General features: G+C 59.4%; 16 protein-coding genes, 1 tRNA gene and 1 riboswitch. Of the genes, 9 read left to right on the top strand and 8 right to left on the bottom strand.

Features of this window, described 5'->3' with window-relative positions; all coding sequences use genetic code 11:
* Positions 1-24: 24 nt before the first annotated feature.
* From ABGT65_RS09635 to rhaD, 3 genes are read left to right on the top strand one after another with little or no spacing between them, the layout of a single operon-like run.
* Entirely contained in the window at positions 25-1,281 is a 1,257-nt protein-coding gene (locus ABGT65_RS09635) for an L-rhamnose isomerase (protein WP_346701702.1), read from the top strand.
* A 4-nt stretch (positions 1,282-1,285) separates the two neighbouring features.
* Positions 1,286-2,314 (top strand): L-rhamnose/proton symporter RhaT, encoded by a 1,029-nt coding sequence (rhaT, locus tag ABGT65_RS09630; protein WP_346701700.1) that lies wholly within the window; start codon positions 1,286-1,288, stop codon positions 2,312-2,314.
* Between the two features lie 10 nt (positions 2,315-2,324).
* Positions 2,325-3,128, top strand: coding sequence for a rhamnulose-1-phosphate aldolase (rhaD, locus tag ABGT65_RS09625; protein ID WP_346701698.1), 804 nt, complete (start codon positions 2,325-2,327; stop codon positions 3,126-3,128).
* Between the two features lie 232 nt (positions 3,129-3,360).
* Here rhaD and ABGT65_RS09620 read toward each other — a convergent pair whose 3' ends face one another.
* Both ABGT65_RS09620 and ABGT65_RS09615 read right to left on the bottom strand, forming a co-directional pair.
* A complete protein-coding gene (locus tag ABGT65_RS09620; RefSeq protein ID WP_346701696.1) occupies positions 3,361-4,194 on the bottom strand; it encodes a DUF4465 domain-containing protein in 834 nt (277 codons plus the stop codon).
* Positions 4,195-4,221: 27 nt separating this feature from the next.
* Positions 4,222-5,328 (bottom strand): DUF4465 domain-containing protein, encoded by a 1,107-nt coding sequence (locus ABGT65_RS09615; RefSeq protein WP_346701694.1) that lies wholly within the window; start codon positions 5,326-5,328, stop codon positions 4,222-4,224.
* Positions 5,329-5,499: 171 nt separating this feature from the next.
* A riboswitch (cobalamin riboswitch) is annotated at positions 5,500-5,679 on the bottom strand.
* A gap of 102 nt (positions 5,680-5,781) precedes the next feature.
* On the opposite strand from ABGT65_RS09615, the gene fabD reads away from it, so the two are divergent.
* From fabD to ABGT65_RS09590, 5 genes are all read left to right on the top strand, one after another.
* Positions 5,782-6,663, top strand: coding sequence for an ACP S-malonyltransferase (gene fabD, locus ABGT65_RS09610; protein ID WP_346701692.1), 882 nt, complete (start codon positions 5,782-5,784; stop codon positions 6,661-6,663).
* A 240-nt stretch (positions 6,664-6,903) separates the two neighbouring features.
* Positions 6,904-8,133, top strand: coding sequence for an ROK family transcriptional regulator (locus ABGT65_RS09605; RefSeq protein ID WP_346701690.1), 1,230 nt, complete (start codon positions 6,904-6,906; stop codon positions 8,131-8,133).
* The gene (locus tag ABGT65_RS09600) at positions 8,130-8,759 is read left to right on the top strand and encodes a GNAT family protein (RefSeq protein ID WP_346701688.1); all 630 of its coding nucleotides are present in this window, start codon (positions 8,130-8,132) and stop codon (positions 8,757-8,759) included. Before ABGT65_RS09605 ends, ABGT65_RS09600 begins: the two co-directional genes overlap by 4 nt.
* A gap of 866 nt (positions 8,760-9,625) precedes the next feature.
* Positions 9,626-11,689, top strand: a complete 2,064-nt coding sequence (gene uvrB, locus ABGT65_RS09595; protein WP_346701687.1) for an excinuclease ABC subunit UvrB — start codon at positions 9,626-9,628, stop codon at positions 11,687-11,689.
* A gap of 82 nt (positions 11,690-11,771) precedes the next feature.
* Positions 11,772-12,110 (top strand): TIGR04076 family protein, encoded by a 339-nt coding sequence (locus ABGT65_RS09590; RefSeq protein WP_346701685.1) that lies wholly within the window; start codon positions 11,772-11,774, stop codon positions 12,108-12,110.
* 18 nt (positions 12,111-12,128) lie between these two features.
* On the opposite strand, the gene ABGT65_RS09585 is transcribed toward ABGT65_RS09590, so the two are convergent.
* From ABGT65_RS09585 to ABGT65_RS09560, 6 genes are all read right to left on the bottom strand, one after another.
* The gene (locus tag ABGT65_RS09585) at positions 12,129-12,620 is read right to left on the bottom strand and encodes a GtrA family protein (RefSeq protein ID WP_346701684.1); all 492 of its coding nucleotides are present in this window, start codon (positions 12,618-12,620) and stop codon (positions 12,129-12,131) included.
* On the bottom strand, positions 12,620-13,627 hold the full coding sequence (locus ABGT65_RS09580; protein WP_346701682.1) for a hypothetical protein: 1,008 nt from the start codon (positions 13,625-13,627) through the stop codon (positions 12,620-12,622). Before ABGT65_RS09580 ends, ABGT65_RS09585 begins: the two co-directional genes overlap by 1 nt.
* On the bottom strand, positions 13,624-14,592 hold the full coding sequence (gene lgt, locus ABGT65_RS09575; protein ID WP_346703079.1) for a prolipoprotein diacylglyceryl transferase: 969 nt from the start codon (positions 14,590-14,592) through the stop codon (positions 13,624-13,626). Before lgt ends, ABGT65_RS09580 begins: the two co-directional genes overlap by 4 nt.
* A 121-nt stretch (positions 14,593-14,713) precedes the next feature.
* A complete protein-coding gene (locus ABGT65_RS09570) occupies positions 14,714-15,778 on the bottom strand; it encodes an ATP-binding protein (protein WP_346701680.1) in 1,065 nt (354 codons plus the stop codon).
* 10 nt (positions 15,779-15,788) lie between these two features.
* Positions 15,789-16,385, bottom strand: a complete 597-nt coding sequence (locus tag ABGT65_RS09565; protein WP_346701679.1) for a riboflavin synthase — start codon at positions 16,383-16,385, stop codon at positions 15,789-15,791.
* 5 nt (positions 16,386-16,390) lie between these two features.
* Entirely contained in the window at positions 16,391-17,020 is a 630-nt protein-coding gene (locus ABGT65_RS09560) for a S24 family peptidase (RefSeq protein ID WP_346701678.1), read from the bottom strand.
* A 43-nt stretch (positions 17,021-17,063) separates the two neighbouring features.
* On the opposite strand from ABGT65_RS09560, the gene ABGT65_RS09555 reads away from it, so the two are divergent.
* A tRNA-Arg gene (locus ABGT65_RS09555) sits at positions 17,064-17,138 on the top strand.
* Positions 17,139-17,427 lie beyond the last annotated feature (289 nt).

Here is a 17,427-nt window from a genome sequence, read left to right as displayed (position 1 = left end):
CAAACCCATAAAACACATACCGACATGAAACAGGAACAGATCACACGTGCTTATGAGATCGCCCGGGAGCGCTATGCGTCCATCGGCGTAGATACGGAAAAGGCCCTTGCGGCGCTGCAAGGCATCTCACTGTCGCTCCACTGCTGGCAGGCCGACGACGTGACGGGGTTCGAGAATTTGGGCGGGGAGCTCTCGGGAGGCATCCAGACCACGGGCAACTACCCGGGCAAGGCGCGCAACATCGACGAACTGCGCGCCGACATCCTCAAGGCCAAGTCGCTCATCCCGGGCAGGCACCGCCTGAGCCTCCACGAAATCTACGGCGAGTTCGGCGGCCAGTTCGTTGACCGCGACCAGGTCGAGCCGCGCCACTTCCAGGGCTGGATCGACTGGGCGAAGGCCAACGACATGAAGCTGGACTTCAACTCCACATCGTTCTCGCACCCCAAGTCGGGCGACCTTTCGCTGGCGAACCCCGACCCGGCAATCCGCGAATTCTGGATCGAGCACACGCGCCGCTGCCGGGCCATCGCCGAGGAGATGGGCAAGGCGCAGGGCGACCCCTCGATCATGAACATCTGGGTGCACGACGGCTCGAAGGACCTCACGGTCAACCGCATGAAATACCGCGAACTGCTGCGCGACTCGCTGGACCGCATCTTCGAGACGGAGTACGCCCACATGAAGGACTGCATCGAGTCGAAGGTCTTCGGCATCGGGCTGGAGAGCTACACCGTCGGCTCGAACGACTTCTACATCGGCTACGGCACCTCGCGCGGCAAGATCGTCACGCTCGACACGGGACACTTCCACCCCACGGAGTCCGTAGCGGACAAGATTTCGTCGCTGCTGCTCTTCACCCCGGAGGTGATGCTGCACGTCTCGCGCCCGGTACGCTGGGATTCGGACCACGTGACGATCCTCAACGACGACACGCTGGAGCTCTGCAAGGAGATCGTGCGTTGCGACGCCCTCGACCGCGTACACATCGGCCTGGACTATTTCGACGCCTCGATCAACCGCATCGGCGCCTACGTCATCGGTTCGCGGGCCACGCAGAAGGCCTTGATGCAGGCTTTGCTCGAACCCCTCGCCCAACTCCGTGCATACGAGGCCAACGGACAGGGTTTCGAACGCCTGGCCCTGCTCGAAGAGTCGAAATCGCTGCCCTGGAACGCCGTCTGGGACGAGTTCTGCCGCCGCAACGACGTGCCCGTCGGCGAGGCATTCATCGCCGACGTCCAGCAGTACGAACGCGACGTAACCTCCAAACGCGGATAGCCCTATGGAGATCTTTATCGGTTTGCTGATCATTGCCCTCGGTTCGTTCGGGCAGTCGAGCTCCTACGTGCCGATCAACCGCGTGCGCGAATGGAGCTGGGAGAACTTCTGGATGGTGCAGGGCATCTTCGCATGGCTTCTCTTCCCGCTGCTCGGGGCCCTGATCGCCGTACCCGAGGGGAGTTCGCTCTTCGCCCTGCTGGGCCATGGCGGCGCCCTCCGGGCCATTGTCTACGGCGCGCTGTGGGGCGTCGGCGGCCTGACGTTCGGGCTCTCGATGCGCTACCTCGGCGTGGCGCTCGGGCAGTCGATCTCGCTCGGGACCTGTTCGGCCTTCGGCACGCTGCTCCCGGCCCTCTTCGCCGGAACGGACCTGCTGCACGGCCCCGGGCTCATCCTCCTGGTCGGCGTCGGCATCACACTGGCGGGCATCGCCGTGATCGGCTACGCCGGGTCGCTGCGCGCCGCCACGATGAGCGACGAAGAGAAACGCGCCGCCATCCGCGATTTCGCCCTCACGAAAGGGCTCGTCGTGGCCCTGCTGGCCGGTGTGATGAGCGCCTGCTTCGCCCTGGGGCTCGACGCCGGAGCGCCGATCAGGGCCGCGGCCGCCGCACAGGGCGTCGCACCGCTCTTCGCCGGGCTGCCCGTCATCCTGCTCGTCACCACCGGCGGGTTCGTCACCAACGCCGCCTACTGCCTCTACCAGAACGTGCGCAACCACACCGCCGGAGAGTATCTCCGCGTCAGCCGCTCCACGCTGGCCAACAACCTGCTGTTCTGCGCCCTGGCAGGCGTACTCTGGTACTCGCAGTTCTTCGGACTGGAGACGGGCAAGAGTTTCCTCTCCGGATCGCCCGTGCTCACGGCCTTCTCGTGGAGCATCCTCATGTCGCTGAACGTCCTCTTCTCGAACCTTTGGGGCCTTCTGCTCAAGGAGTGGAAGGGATCCAGCGCCCGCACGCTGGCGACACTCACCGCAGGACTTGTCCTGTTGCTTTTCTCGATATTTTTCCCATCTTTGTTCCAATAAACCGCAATTCATGGAATCCATACTCGAAAACCGTCCGGAACTGGCCCGCCGGGTAGCCGAAGTGGCCGAGGTAGCCGGATACCTCTGGCAAAAGGGGTGGGCCGAGCGCAACGGCGGCAACATCACGATCAACGTCACGGAGTGCATCGACGATGCGGTCCGCGCCCTGCCGTCCCTCAGCGACCCGATTCCGTTCGGCATGGCCCTGCCCCGGCTCAAGGGGTGCTACTTCTTCTGCAAGGGGACGAACCGCCGGATGCGCGACCTGGCCCGCCGCCCGATGGAGAACGGCGCGGTGATCCGCATCCTCGACGACGGAGCCTCGTACGAAATCGTGGCCGATGAGCCCGTGCGCCCGACCTCCGAACTGGCGTCGCACCTGGCCATGCACGAGCAGATGCTCGCCGCAGGGAACGGCTACCGTGCGGCGATCCACACCCATCCGATCGACCTCGTGGCGATGACCCACAACCCGGCTTTTCTCGAAAAGGATGTGCTGACCAACCTCCTGTGGTCGATGATCCCCGAGACGCGGGCCTTCTGCCCCAAGGGGCTCGGAATCGTCCCCTACGCCATGCCGTCGTCCGTGGAGCTGGCCCGGGCAACGATCGAGCAGTTGAAGGAGTACGACGTGGTGATGTGGGAGAAGCACGGCGTCTGCGCCGTGGGGCCCGACGTCATGGAGGCCTTCGACCAGATCGACGTCCTCTCGAAATCGGCCCAGATCTACCTCACGGCCAAGTCCATGGGATTCGAACCCACGGGAACGACTCCCGAGCAGATGGACGAACTCAAACGCGCCTTCAACCTCTGACGCCCCGGCCCGGCGGCGGCAGGACGCGGGTCCCCGAAACCGGCACTCCGCCCCGGACTGCAAAAGTCCCGGTCCCGCGAAAATGCCCGGAATACACGAAAATGCCCGGAATACACGAAAATGCCCGGAATACACGAAAATGCCCGGAATACACGAAAATGCCCGGAATACACGAAACCGCCCCCGCAGAGAACTGCGGGGGCGGTTGTTTTCAGAATTGCCGGACACCGGATTACTCCTTCACAAGCGCGACTTCGTCGATGCAGAAATAGGAGGGATCCTGCGTAATATCGATACCCGCCACCTTGAAGACCAGTTTATCGACGGCTCCCAACGAGGCCAAATTCACCTTGCGCCATCCGGCAAGCTTCGTCGAACCCGAAATCAACGTCTCGGTCGTCGAACCTACTTCGGTGTCACCGTTCCATCCGGTGATCTTCACCTGGAACAAGTCGCCCTCTTCGCCCTGGAACCAATTGTAGACATAGGTCGAATTGGCGATGTAGAGGTGATCGACAACCCGGGGCTGCGCAAGGGTGAAGGTCGGATAGCCCGATTTGCTCATCCCTGCAGGATATCCCTCCGAAGGGGTATTCGAGTCGTAGCAGACGGCATAGGTCGGCGTATTGTTGGCACCGCCTTCGGCCCATACGGAGAACTGCTGCTTCGGGGCACTGGCAGCCGGCTGCATGTCGGGCATGGCGGCCAGGGCAATTCCGTTCCAGTAGTCAAAGCCGGAGGCATAGTAGGAGAGGAATTCCACCGAGCCGTCGGCGGTCATGAAGAGCGGGCCGTCATGGTTTTCCGTCGTAGCGTACTCCTTGCCGCAGTAGATGGAGGCAAAGGTGAAGTCGGCGTATCCAGCCCCTTCATAGAGGCTCATGGTGACGCTTTTCAGCGCAATTTCTTCGCCGTTGACATCGACCATGTGCTCCGAAGGCTCGAAGGAGATCACATCGTACTCCGGCGCCGGTTCACCCTCATCATCATCCGAGCAGGCAGCCACAGAGGCTACACACAGCGTCGCCAGAAAAAAGCGAGACAAGAGTTTCATATTCAATTTCATATTCGCAAAATTTATTTAATAAAAGTCTTACTCTTTCACCAGCGCGATCTCATCCAGGCAGAAGTAAACCGGATCGAAATCCACGTTGGGATTGATGCCTTCGGGCGCGAAGGCCAGTTTGTCGACCTGTCCCAGCGCCGAGAGATCGACCTTGACCCATCCGGCCTCGACCGTGCTGTTCTTCACCAGCGTCACATCCACCGTACCGGTCGATTCTCCGTTCAGCGACCCGGTGATCCGGAACCCGAACGTGCGGTCCCTGGCGGCCGTAAGATCGTATTTATAATAGGAATCGAGCATCGTCGAGGGAGCCATGTACAGATAGGCCACCGTGCGGGGTGTTTTGGAGAATTCAATGACCGGCGCGGAGTATGCCCCGCCCATCATGCCGTTGCAGTAGGCCACGGCGAAGGTCTTGCCCGAATTGGCGCCCGATTCGGCGTACACGGAGAACTGATTGGCGTAATCGTGCGAGGTTGCCGTCGTATTGCAGTTCTGCGACAGCACGAAGCCGCCCCACGTATCCATCTGGGAGCCCCATCCGGTACAGTCACAATAATAAGAGCCGAACCAGACATTCTCATCGGCGGAAGAGAAGAGCAGACAGTCGAGTTCCAACCCCATGATTCCATCGGGGTCACCGTACTCGGCCGCATAGGGTTTTGCCCAGAAAACATGGTGTTGGGTCCCGGCAGCGCTTCCACCGACCACCTCTATATCGCCCAATTCGACGGCACTGCCCACGAAGTCCATCATACCCTCTTCCTCCTCGAAGGAGATGATGTCATACTCCGCAGCGGGCTCGGTAACCTGTACGGTGCAGGTCGCCGACACGCTGCCGCAAACCGCCTTGACAACCGCCGTACCCGGCGCTACGGCCGTCACCAGTCCCGTTTCCGAAACCGTGGCCACGGTCTCCTTGTCCGAGCTCCACACCACCGGATCCGTCGTATCGGCCGGAGCGGGCGTCGCCGTCAGTTGGAGGGTCTCCCCCATCACAAGGTCCTTTTCCGTGACATCCAGCACGACAGCTGTCGCCGGAACCGAATCATTCCCGTTGTCATCATTTGCACAGCCGACAAAAGCCAGCATGTCCATCAGCACAATGGCCGAAACAAATAGAAATCGTTTCATGGTCGTTTGGTTTAAATGAATATGTATAAAAACAAAAAATCCGGTCCCGTGCCTCCCGAGATCGAATCCTCCGTTTTCGCCGTATCACACCAAACAAACACCCGTTTTTGCGGCCTGTCGCCGATTTCCACGATGCTCCGTTCTCCGCAGATGCGCTCGAAAAAGATTCTCCCCTCCCGGGAAGTGCAAGGCAGGTCTTCTGGCTCATCCCTGTCGCAACGCCTTCCCGGTCCTGAGGGACCAGTGGCCAGCGTGTTGCGGCAATCAACGGGACTTACAGCAGCGGGAACTGCTGCCGATTTTCACGGCATTCCCTTTTCATCACGCAGAGCCTCACAACCTCCTGCATACTCGATCGCATACGCGGGATCGGCCCTTTGTGAACCTTGGCGGTGCAAAGTTAGAAAATAAATTCGTATCTTTGCAACCGCTAAACCAAAAAACACGAAAATCATGAAGCACGCTTACGTGTTCCCGGGCCAGGGCGCCCAGGCCGTCGGGATGGGCAAGGACCTCTACGACAACGTTCCCGAAGCAAAGGAACTCTTCGAGAAAGCAAACGAGATACTCGGATTCCGCATCACGGACATCATGTTCGCCGGAACGGACGACGAACTCAAGCAGACGAAGGTCACCCAACCGGCCGTTTTCCTCCACTCGGTGATCATGGCCAAGGCCCTCGGCGTAAAACCCGATGCCGTTGCCGGACACTCGCTGGGTGAATTCTCGGCGCTGGTCGTTGCCGGAGCCCTCTCGTTCGAGGACGGTCTGAAACTCGTCTCGAAACGTGCCATGGCCATGCAGGCCGCCTGCGAGGCCCGGCCCGGCACGATGGCCGCCATTCTCGGACTGGAAGACAAAGTCGTCGAGGAGATCTGCGCCTCGGTCGACGGCGTGGTCGTAGCCGCCAACTACAACTGCCCGGGACAGCTGGTGATCTCGGGAGCCGTGGAGGCCGTAGAGGCCGCCTGTGAGAAGGCCAAGGCAGCCGGAGCACGCCGTGCCCTGCGTCTGCCGGTCGGCGGGGCGTTCCACTCGCCGCTGATGGAGCCCGCCAAGCAGGAGCTCGAAAAGGCCATCCACGAGGCTCCGTTCCAGACCCCCACGTGCCCGATCTACCAGAACGTCGACGCCAAACCCTACACCGATCCCGCCGCCATCAAGGCCAACCTGATCGCCCAGTTGACGGCTCCGGTGCGCTGGACCTATATCGTCAAGAACATGCTGGCCGACGGCGTGACGGAGTTCACCGAGCTCGGTCCCGGCACGGTGCTCCAGGGTCTGATCCGCAAAGTCGACGCCAACGCTGCGGTCGAGTCGAAATCGACGCTGTAACCCCCTTACGGAAACGGGATTGCGTGCAATCCGGGGGGGGGAGACGGATGTAATCCTGTGGACGGAATCGTCCCGAGGATTACCGAATTCTCCCGACAAAAAATAACGGTCTGGTATTCAGACCGTTATTTTTTTATTGTCCTTTCAGGCGGAAAATTTATTAAATTACTTAAAAAGTTATTGCATTTTTTAATTTAAGTCGCTATATTTGCATTGTTACTTAAAAAACAGCCTGGAAGGATGACATCACTCACCGAATTTTTCAACAAACACGAAGACGAAGCCCTGAAGGGTATTTCCCACAAAAACAGCATCATCAAGCGCAACATCATCGCACACATGGCCGTCAACGGCGAGTGCACGCTCTCGGAACTGACCAAAGAGCTGCATATCAGCGTCCCGACGATCACCAAACTGGTCCAGGAACTGGTCGACGAGAACATCGTCTCGGATCTGGGCAAGGTCGAAACCCCGGGCGGACGCCGCCCGAACATCTTCGGACTGGCCAATTCGGCCATCTACTTCGCCGGGGTGAATGTCGGACGCGACAACATGCGCTTCCTGATCACCGACCTGCAGAACAATATCATCAAGGAGGAGAACGACTTCACGTTCGAACTCATCGACCGCCCGCAGTGCATCGAACGCATCTGCTCGAATATCGAAAACTTCATCGCCAACTGCGGCATCGACCGCGCGAAGATCCTCGGCCTGGGCGTCTGCATGACGGGCCGCGTGAACCCCGCCACAGGCCGCAGCTACAAATACTTCACGTCGAGCGAACAGTCGCTGCGCGACATCCTCGAAGATCGTGTCGGCATCCGCGTGCTGCTGGAAAACGACACCCGGGCCCGCTGCTATGCCGAGTACACGTGCGGCAAATCGAAGGAGGAGAGCAACGTCCTCTACCTGCACATGGGCCGCGGCGTGGCCATCGGCATCGTGGTCGACGGACAGCTCTACTACGGCAAGAGCGGATTCGCGGGTGAATTCGGGCACATTCCGTTCTTCGACAACGAGATCATCTGCTCGTGCGGCAAGAAGGGGTGCCTGGAGACCGAAGTCTCGGGTATCGCCATCGAAGACAAGATGTGCCACCTGATCGAGAAGGGCGTCAACACGATCCTCAAGGAAAAGTACGACCAGCAGAAGAGCATCCACATCGACGACATCATCCAGGCGGCGAAAAACGACGACAACCTCTCGATCGAACTGATCGAGGAGGCGGGCGAGAAGGTCGGCAAGGCCGTGGCCTTCCTGATCAACACGTTCAACCCCGAGACGGTGATCGTGGGCGGCAACCTCGCGGCGGCGGGCGACTACATCATGCTGCCGCTGAAGTCCGCGACGAACAAATACTCGCTCAACCTGGTCTACAAGGACACGAAGTTCCGCGTTTCGAAGATGAGCGAGAATGCGAACGCCTGGGGCGTGGCGATGCTGATCCGCAACAAAGTGATCGGGCTGTGACGTCACTCGAAGGGAGCCTGACCCGCCTGCGGGCCGTGGAACCGGCGGATGTCGAACTCCTCTACACGTGGGAGAACGATCCGGCGGTCTGGGCGGTGAGCGGCACGACGGAACCCTTTTCGCGGGAGCAGATCGAGCGGTTCATTTCCCGGCAGCTGGAGGGCGGTGATCTGTTGCGGACCGGCCAGTTGCGGCTGATGATCGAGGTGCCGGAGCCAGCAGGAGCGGCGGGAACGGCGGAAACGAGAACGGAAGCAGAGCCGGGAATGGCCGATGAAGCAAAGGCCGCCAACCCGAATCGGACGGCCCGCACGTTCCGCACGATCGGGACGCTCGACCTGTTCGAATACGACCCGTTGCACGGACGTGCCGGGCTGGGAATCCTGATCTACGACCGAGACGACCGTTGCCGGGGCTATGCAGCCGATGCGGTGGAGAGGCTTTGCCGCTATGCCCGCGAAGGGTTGCGGATGCACCAGTTGTGGTGCAACGTCGGGGCCGACAACGAAGCGAGCCTGGGGCTGTTCCGCAAACTGGGGTTCCGGGAGGTCGGCACGAAACGCGACTGGTTGTGGACTCCCGACGGCTACCGCGACGAAGTGTTGCTGCAAAAAATACTGAAATAAAACGACGACAGCCTGCATGATGCAGGCTGTCATCGTTTCGTGGGCAACCGCTACTCCGCCGCGACAATGGCGAATCGGTTCCGCATTGAACGCCTTGCGCAGTGAAGTGACTGCTTCGGCTTCAGCGACAGAAAGTTCACCGTCTTTATCGGTATCCCAACGAAATACACATATGCTCTTAACAAGTTCATCTTCGAACAGAATCGCATCCACGGCGTCCTTCTCGTGATAAATCGTTATCGGTTCGCTCTTCTCGCAGGGAATCGTATAACCGATCGTCTCCGTCCCGCTGCGAACCGGGACGACCGCCGTTATGCAATCCGCAGCGGACAATACGTCGACAATGGACTGAATGGCCTCGATATTGGCATTTTTTCATGATAAATCGTATCAGTTTTCCACCCGGCTCCGACTGCGGATTACATAAAAAAGAAAGTGTGGAGCCGTTTCGTCTATCTAACTGAAGGTTGTGGAAGGACCCAAGCAAAAATAAACGACGCAATACCCCACACCGAGATAGATATTGGGGTATGGGCACAAGATATGCCAACCACGTATCTATACAAGGAATGAGTGCTGTTCGTCCATCCTTTTGCTTTTGAAAACTTCCACATTTTCAGTTAAGGACAGTGCGAAAACACTTTCATCAAATATGTCCGCTGATTGCTCAGCGAGACAAAGGTAGAAAATTGTTTTCAATATGCAAGGCCGCATAGAGGAGTAAATCCCGAGACCAAGCAATAAACCCCGAGATGGCGGGGGGAGGCAGATTTGCAGACGATGCCGAAGGCGGCGAGGGACCCCGACGGAGCGCAAAAAACGGCATAAAATTGAAAACTGTTTCATTTTATCATTACCTTTGCAACATGGACTTCAAACTCGTATCGGACTACGCCCCGATGGGCGACCAGCCGGAGGCCATCTCCCAGCTCGTCGGCTCGATCCGCCACGGCTCGAAGCACAACGTGCTGCTGGGTGTCACGGGCTCGGGCAAGACCTTCACGGTAGCCAACGTCATCGCACAACTGAACCGCCCGACCCTGGTCCTGAGCCACAACAAGACCCTTGCGGCACAGCTCTACGGCGAATTCCGGAACTTCTTCCCGGAAAATGCCGTCGAGTACTTCGTCTCCTACTACGACTACTACCAGCCGGAGGCCTACCTCCCTTCGACGGACACCTATATCGAAAAGGACCTCTCGATCAACGCCGAGATCGAGAAGATGCGCCTGCAGACCGTGGCGACGCTCCTCTCGGGGCGGCGCGACGTAGTGGTCGTGTCGAGTGTCTCGTGCCTCTACGGCGCGGGCAACCCGGCGGATTTCCACGCCACGGCGATCCACATCGAGGTGGGACAGGTCGTCAGCTACAAGCACTTCCTCTACAAACTGGTCGAGGCACTCTACACCCGCACGGAACGCGAGCTGGAACCGGCGACGTTCCGCGTCAACGGCGACACGGTGGACATCATGGCGGCCTTCGGCGAGTTCGGGAACCAGTGTTTCCGGGTGATGTTCTTCGACAACGAGATCGAGGCGATCCAGTCGATCGATCCCGTGACGGGTCAGCGTATCCAGACGCTCGACGCACTGACGCTCTACCCCACGAACCTCTTCGTGACGACCAAGGAGCGCATCAATTCGGCCGTGCAGCAGATCTACCTCGACCTGGGCAAGCAGGTGGAGTTCTTCGAGCAGTCGGGACGGATGGTCGAGGCGCAGCGCATCAAGCAGCGCGTGGAGTACGACCTGGAGATGATCAAGGAGCTGGGCTACTGCCCGGGGATCGAGAACTACTCGCGCTATTTCGACGGACGCGCCGCCGGAACGCGGCCCTTCTGCCTGCTGGACTACTTCCCGAAGGATTACCTGATGGTCGTGGACGAGAGCCACGTGACGCTGCCGCAGGTCCACGCGATGTTCGGCGGCGACCGTGCCCGGAAGGAGAACCTCGTGGAGTACGGTTTCCGGCTCCCGGCGGCGAAGGACAACCGTCCGCTGACCTTCGCGGAGTTCGAGCAGCTGCAGGGTACCTCGATCTACGTAAGCGCGACGCCCGCCGACTGGGAACTGATGAAGAGCGAAGGGGTGATTGCCGAGCAGCTGATCCGCCCCACGGGGCTGGTGGACCCGCCGCTGGAGGTGCGGGTGACGCTGAACCAGATCGACGACCTGATCGAGGAGATCGACAAGCGGGTGAAGAACGACGACAAGGTGCTCGTGACGACCATCACCAAACGGATGGCCGAGGAGCTCTCGAAATACTTCGACCGCGTGGGGGTGCGCAACCGCTACATCCACTCGGACGTCGACACGCTGGAGCGGATCCAGATCCTGGAGGACCTGCGCAACGGCCTGTTCGACGTGCTGGTGGGTGTGAACCTGCTGCGCGAGGGTCTGGACCTTCCGGAGGTGGCGCTGGTGGCGATTCTGGACGCCGACAAGGAGGGTTTTCTGCGCAACGTGCGGTCGCTGACGCAGATCGCCGGGCGTGCCGCGCGCCACTCGCAGGGCAACGTGATCCTCTACGCCGACACCTGCACGGAGTCGATGCGCTACGCCATCGAGCAGAGCAACCGCCGCCGCGAGAAGCAGGTGCGTTTCAACATGGAGCACGAGATGCTGCCGCGGCGGGCGCAGAAGAGCGGTTCGGGGCCGAGTGCGCTGCTGGCGGGACGCGAAGCCGCGGAGTGCGGCATCCCGACAGCCTACCCCGTCATGGAAGAGCACTACGCCACGGCCGCCGACGTGCAGAAGGGCTATACGGCCTGCACCCTAACTGCCGGTCTGGGCGAAAATCTCGACGAACTGATCGACCGGGCGCGCGAAAATATGGAACGGGCCGCCAAGTCGCTGGATTTCCTGGCAGCGGCGAAGTTCCGCGACCGGATGTACGAACTGCAGAAACTCCGCGAGGAGAACCAGCGATAGCCATCGGGATCCAGCTCCGCCTATCCAACCGTCATTCCATACCCCCGCGTCAATCGAAATTCACAACAAACCCAATACGTTCATGAAACGTTGCAAAATCACTATTCTGAAACGGACACTCCAGGAGGATCTCGCGCGTGAATATGCCGGGCCGGAATTCACCCGTTGCCCCATGATGCGCGAAGGCCAGGTTTTCTACGCCGACTATGCCAAACCCGAAGGTTTCTGCGACGAGGCCTGGAAGACCATCTACCAATATGTTTTCGCCCTTTCGCACGGCGCCGGCACATTCTACTACGGAGACTGGATCACGAAAGAGGGTGTGGCCATCTGCTCCTGCAACGACGGATTGCGTCCGGTCATCATGAAGATCGAGCGGACGGACGAGGAGTCTGAAATCAACTACGAGCCACTCCCCTGACAGCACCCGACGGCACGGTCAACCCTTTTCGGCGTGGCGGAAGGTGAAATACTTGGCCGCAAGGAAACTGTATACGGTCGTCAGCAGCGTGGTAATCACCTTGGCGGGCGTGGGCCAGATGCCGCACACCTCGACGAAGAGCTTCAATCCGGCATAGGTCAGCAGGATCGACCCCACGATCGACAACAGATAACGGAACAGTTGCGCTCCGGCACCGACGGGCGAACGGCGGAAAGCGACGTAACGGTTGAGCCAGAATCCCACGAAGAAGGTGCAGGGAAAGACAAGCACCATCGCGGCGATGTGCGGCGAAATGACCACGAAACCCAGGTCGAAGAAGCGATAGCCGACCAGGAAATTGTAGAGCAGCGAGTAGCAGACCGGATCGAAAACCAGATAGGTGAAACCTCCGCAGGCGGCATAGCGGAATACCTGCCGGGGCAGGATGGCCGCAACGGGCCGGATGTAGAGCCGGTCGATCAACCGCGTTATCCCCTCTGCCAGACGCATCAACGTGCGGTATAGGTCCACATGCCGGGGAAACGCTCGGCGTGGGCGCTGATGAAGAGCCTGCACGCTTCGGGATCGTCCGACTCGAAGGGCGAGACCATGAATTTCGCACCGAAGCGATAGATGCCGCAGGTCATGGCCACCTCTTCTGCGGAGGCTTCCCGGGCGGCCCGTTCGGCATTCTGCTCCGAACTGAAGACCCCCATGACCACATAGTGCCGTCCGGAAGTCATGCGGACGGCTCCGGGCTCGCTGCCGGCTGTACGCTCCGCCGGTTCGCGGACGGCTTCAGACGTTGCCGCCGAAGGCGTCCGCACCTCCGTCTGCCCGGGCGTTGCCGCAGCTCCGGAAGAGAGATCCGCCGCATCCGCCGCAGCATTCACCGCCGTATCCGCCGCTATGGCCACTGCCGCACCCTCGGGAACACGTTCCGCGGTAATCTGACGTTGCGACGTCGCACGCCGGGCCACCTTTGCCAACATCGCGGCATCTCCGGACTGCTTCAGTCCGAACCACCACCAGGCCGTAGCGCCCACCACGCAGACGATGGCCACGATGCCGATCCACAACACGGCATCGAAACGGCGCGGAGCCTGCACCCGAACCGGTTCATGCCCCTGAGGGTTGAGCCGCCGGTCGAACTCCGGATCGACCCGGAAATCCTTGAAGCGCAACACCCCGATACCGGCGATGGTCAGCGTATCCCCCTCGCGGACCTGGGCGATCCAGCGGTCGTAGACCTTCTGCGCCTCGGGAACGGGGTTTTCGGGCCGCACGCCGTTGACTTTCAGGACGCGGGCAATCTCGTCGACGAGCGACGTCCCGCGCTCCTGCGAGGAGAACTGCACCGTGCGGCACGGCGGCACCACATGCCGCCGGTCGATGCGCCGGGCCGCCTGCCGTTCGGCATACAGCGTCCCGACACCGGGCAGGAGCAGTGTCCCGCCTCCGGCCAGCAAATTGCCGATGAGTCTGGCGACCTGTTCGGTCATCGGGTTTTCGTTCATTTCCGTCTCTTTTTATGGAACGATTTCGGGGCGGAGTTCGCCGCCGCCGTCTTCGGAGTGCCACCTCCGGCGCCGCTCCCGGCACCATGTCCTGCGGCATGACGGTTCAGGTCCGATACTGCAGCGGCCGATTTCGGAGCCGCCACCACGACCTCCGGATGCTTCATGCCCCGCCAGATCATATAGATGCCCAGCACGATGAAGGGAATGCTGAGCCATTGCCCCATGTCGAGGGCCCAGCCGATCTCGAAATCCTCCTGTTCGGTCTTGATGAATTCGAGGAAGAAACGCGTGAGGAAGACCCCGATCAGTCCGATGCCGAACAGGATGCCGGGACGCCGACGCGCCATATCCCTGCGGTAATAGAGCCAGTAGAGGATCACGAAGGTCACCACATAGCAGATCGCCTCGTAGATCTGCGTGGGATGCACGGCAGCCGGGGCGTACTCGGTCACCCACTTGTGCGAACGCACGAACTCGAAGCCCCAGGGCAGCGTGGTAGCGCGCCCGAATATCTCCGAATTGAAGAGGTTGCCCAGCCGGACGATGGCGCCGCCGATCCCCACGGGAATCATGATGCGGTCCAGCGACCAGACATAGGGCAGTTTGTTCTTGCGGGAGAAGAGCCAGAGGCCGATCAACAGACCGATGGCCGCACCGTGGCTGGCCATTCCGCCGTCGCGGAATCCGGTGATGATGGTCCAGGGTTGCGAGAGGTAGCCCACGGGATCGTAGAAGAGGCAGTGTCCGAGGCGCGCCCCGAGGATCGTGGCGATCGTTCCGTAGACGAAGATCGACTCGGAGACTTTCGAGGGAAGCCCTTCGCGTTTGCAGAAGTTATCGAAGAATTTGGCGCCGATCAGGATGGCCAGCGCCCACATCAGTCCGTAATAGCGGATATCGAACGTCCCGATGCGGAAGAGCACCGGATCGAAATCCCATACGATCGAAAGCGGTTGTATCAATAAAGGAATCTGTAACATCTATTCAAGTCATTTTCAACACGCCGTCCAGTCCGGTCACACGCCCGGCGCTCCGGTCTTCACCAACTCTCCTTCCTCCCCCCCCCTCCGAAGCGTTCCGACGCTATTTGATGTCCTGGAGGTTGACCTTTTTGAGCGTAAAGGAGAAGGTGCTGCCGACACCCGGCTCGCTGCGGACGGTAATGCGTTCGCCGTGGGCCTCGACGATGTGCTTGACAATGGCCAGTCCGAGTCCCGTTCCGCCCTGCTCGCGCGAGCGGCCCTTGTCCGTGCGGTAGAAGCGCTCGAAGACGCGCGGCAGGTCCTCCTTGCCGATTCCGAGACCGTTGTCCTCGACCTCGACGAGAATCTTGTCCAGCATGTCTCGGAAGCGGATACGGGTCTGCCCGCCCTCCTTGCCGTAACGGATCGAATTGATGATCAGGTTGACGAACACCTGTCCGATATAGTGCTTGTCGGCCAGAACCCAGAACGGCGAAGGGAGATTTTCGGCCCCCTTGACCGAAATCCTGATACCCTTCTTGTCGGCCTCCATCTCGGCCTGGTCGGCGATCTCCTTGGCCAGCGCCACGACGTCGAATTTCTCCATGTCGAGCTTGTTCATGCTGCTCTCCAGTTTCGAGATGGTATCGAGGTCGTTGACGATGTTGATCAGGCGGTCGATGCTCTTTTCGGCGCGTTCGAGGTATTTGCGGTTGATGAGTTCGTCCTCCAGTCCGCCGTCCAGCAGCGTGGAGATATAGCCCTGGACGTTGAAGATCGGGGTTTTCAGTTCATGGGCCACATTGCCGAGGTACTGTTTGCGGAACTGCTCGGCCTCTTTCAGCCGGGCGATCTCCTTGTCGTTGGTATCGGCCCAGGCGGTAAGTTCCTCGCCAATATCCTCGACCTTCTTGTCCTTGAGTTCGGAGAAGATCTCCTTCGTGTGCACGTCGCGCGAAAGGACGATCGAATAGATCGGCTTGAGCTTGTAGGAGACGTACTTGCGGATGAGGAACAGCGCAACGGACGTCACGACCGAGAAGGTGCAGAGCACGACGATGACAGCCGGAATCCAGCGAACCGGATACTCCTGGGCATGGATTGCGACGAGGAGTCCGGCAACGATAACGGCCGCCAGCAACCCGATCCAGGCCGACGTGGCCTCCTTGGTTTTGATGCGTACCATGTTTCTTCAGTTATTTCATGTAGTTTTGCATCAGGCGGGCGATGTACTTCCCGATGATGTCGAATTCGAGATTGACGACCGACCCCACCTCGATGCGGCAGAAGTTGGTGTGTTCGAAGGTATAGGGGATGATGGCCACGCGGAAGGAGTCGGGCGTGGGGTCGCAGACCGTAAGGCTGACGCCGTTCACGGCCACGGATCCCTTCTCGACGGTGCAGAGTCCGCCGCCGCGGGGTTCATACCTGAAGGTAAAATACCAGCTTCCGTCGGCATCCTCCTTGGCGGTGCAGACGGCGGTCTGGTCGACGTGGCCCTGGACGATGTGTCCGTCGAGCAGGGCGTCGGGTTTCATCGAGCGTTCGAGGTTGACCAGGTCGCCCACGCGCAGCAGCCCGAGGTTGCTGCGGTCGAGGGTCTCCTTCATGGCGGTGACGGTGTAGGTATCGTCCGTGATGTCCACGACCGTCAGACAAACGCCGTTATGAGCTATGCTCTGATCGATTTTGAGCTCGCTGCAGAAGTCTGCCCGGAGCGTAAAATCCTTGTTTTGCCGGTCCGTGCGGATGGCAACCACCTCCGCCGTACCCTCCACGATGCCTGAAAACATGCGCTTTAGTTGTTGATTATCAATTTAGCCTTCACTTTGTAGACCGAGACTATATCGCTGTCGTTCAAGACAATATCGTCATAGTGTTCCCGGTCTCCGGCCACGAGGCGGACTTTGCCCTCCTCCTCTGCGGCACGAACTATGCGCAAAGTTACAATTTTTCGGCAGACAATCACATATTCTTCACCAGGAATAATTGCATCACGGTCTACGGCCTTCAGGAGGACGATGGTTCCCGGGGGCACGCGGTCGCCCATGGCACGCCCGGTGTATGACATGGCCAGGTCGCACCCTCCGACGGGCGGAATGATCAGATTGCTCTGAGCCTCCAGGTGTTCCAGGTTGGAGATTCCCTGTTCGACATCTACATCGTAATAGGGGATCTGGGGACCGCGGAGCGATCCGTCGGAGAACATCTGCCCCTCTCCGGTCAGAAGCCACAGTTTGTCGATCTGGGGGAACTTGGCGACGATCCGATCCGCCACGTCGAGCGAAATGCCGTTGTTCCCGCGTTTGATCTGATAGAGGTTTTCGCCTCTTGCAAGGCCGATATAGCGAGCAAAATAGTTGGTCGACATATTCGCCCATTTAATCACCGCCTCAATTCTAAACCAATTATTCCGCTTTTCACGCATTTTTTTTCGTTTATTAAAATTTTTTTTGCATCTTTGCAGTCCCGGTCCCGTAGTTCAATGGATAGAATATAAGATTCCGGTTCTTACGATATGGGTTCGATTCCCGTCGGGACTACCAGACAGAGGTGCGGAGTACCGCGCCTCTGTTTTATCTTACCCTTTCATATTCCATTTTCACATCCACACACCTCTATTTATTATTCTTGCAAAAATAATAACAAATTTCTTACCAACAATAAAAAAACAGCACTTTTGATCGTATGGATAGTACGTTCAGACATGTCTGTACGCGGGTTTCGAGGAGGAAGGGAGTTTCTCCGCAGCCGGGAATTTCCCAATTGACAATACATGTTGACAATTGGGTGCAAAGTCCTCCTGCCCGCACAACGAACCGTCTGGCCGGGACG

It is taken from the genome of uncultured Alistipes sp., assembly GCF_963931675.1.
In the GTDB taxonomy this organism is placed as follows: Bacteria; Bacteroidota; Bacteroidia; order Bacteroidales; family Rikenellaceae; genus Alistipes.
Note: the sequence above shows the minus strand (reverse complement) of the source record. Positions and strands in the feature narration are given on the sequence as shown.

Excerpts from the sequence above, each read along its gene's own strand:
- ABGT65_RS09635 (WP_346701702.1), top strand. The coding sequence starts at position 25 with ATGAAACAGGAACAGATCACACGTGCTTATGAGATCGCCCGGGAGCGC.
- rhaT (WP_346701700.1), top strand. The coding sequence starts at position 1,286 with ATGGAGATCTTTATCGGTTTGCTGATCATTGCCCTCGGTTCGTTCGGG.
- rhaD (WP_346701698.1), top strand. The coding sequence starts at position 2,325 with ATGGAATCCATACTCGAAAACCGTCCGGAACTGGCCCGCCGGGTAGCC.
- ABGT65_RS09620 (WP_346701696.1), bottom strand. The coding sequence starts at position 4,194 with ATGAAATTGAATATGAAACTCTTGTCTCGCTTTTTTCTGGCGACGCTG.
- ABGT65_RS09615 (WP_346701694.1), bottom strand. The coding sequence starts at position 5,328 with ATGAAACGATTTCTATTTGTTTCGGCCATTGTGCTGATGGACATGCTG.
- fabD (WP_346701692.1), top strand. The coding sequence starts at position 5,782 with ATGAAGCACGCTTACGTGTTCCCGGGCCAGGGCGCCCAGGCCGTCGGG.
- ABGT65_RS09605 (WP_346701690.1), top strand. The coding sequence starts at position 6,904 with ATGACATCACTCACCGAATTTTTCAACAAACACGAAGACGAAGCCCTG.
- uvrB (WP_346701687.1), top strand. The coding sequence starts at position 9,626 with ATGGACTTCAAACTCGTATCGGACTACGCCCCGATGGGCGACCAGCCG.
- ABGT65_RS09590 (WP_346701685.1), top strand. The coding sequence starts at position 11,772 with ATGAAACGTTGCAAAATCACTATTCTGAAACGGACACTCCAGGAGGAT.
- ABGT65_RS09585 (WP_346701684.1), bottom strand. The coding sequence starts at position 12,620 with ATGCGTCTGGCAGAGGGGATAACGCGGTTGATCGACCGGCTCTACATC.
- ABGT65_RS09580 (WP_346701682.1), bottom strand. The coding sequence starts at position 13,627 with ATGAACGAAAACCCGATGACCGAACAGGTCGCCAGACTCATCGGCAAT.
- ABGT65_RS09570 (WP_346701680.1), bottom strand. The coding sequence starts at position 15,778 with ATGGTACGCATCAAAACCAAGGAGGCCACGTCGGCCTGGATCGGGTTG.
- ABGT65_RS09565 (WP_346701679.1), bottom strand. The coding sequence starts at position 16,385 with ATGTTTTCAGGCATCGTGGAGGGTACGGCGGAGGTGGTTGCCATCCGC.
- ABGT65_RS09560 (WP_346701678.1), bottom strand. The coding sequence starts at position 17,020 with ATGCGTGAAAAGCGGAATAATTGGTTTAGAATTGAGGCGGTGATTAAA.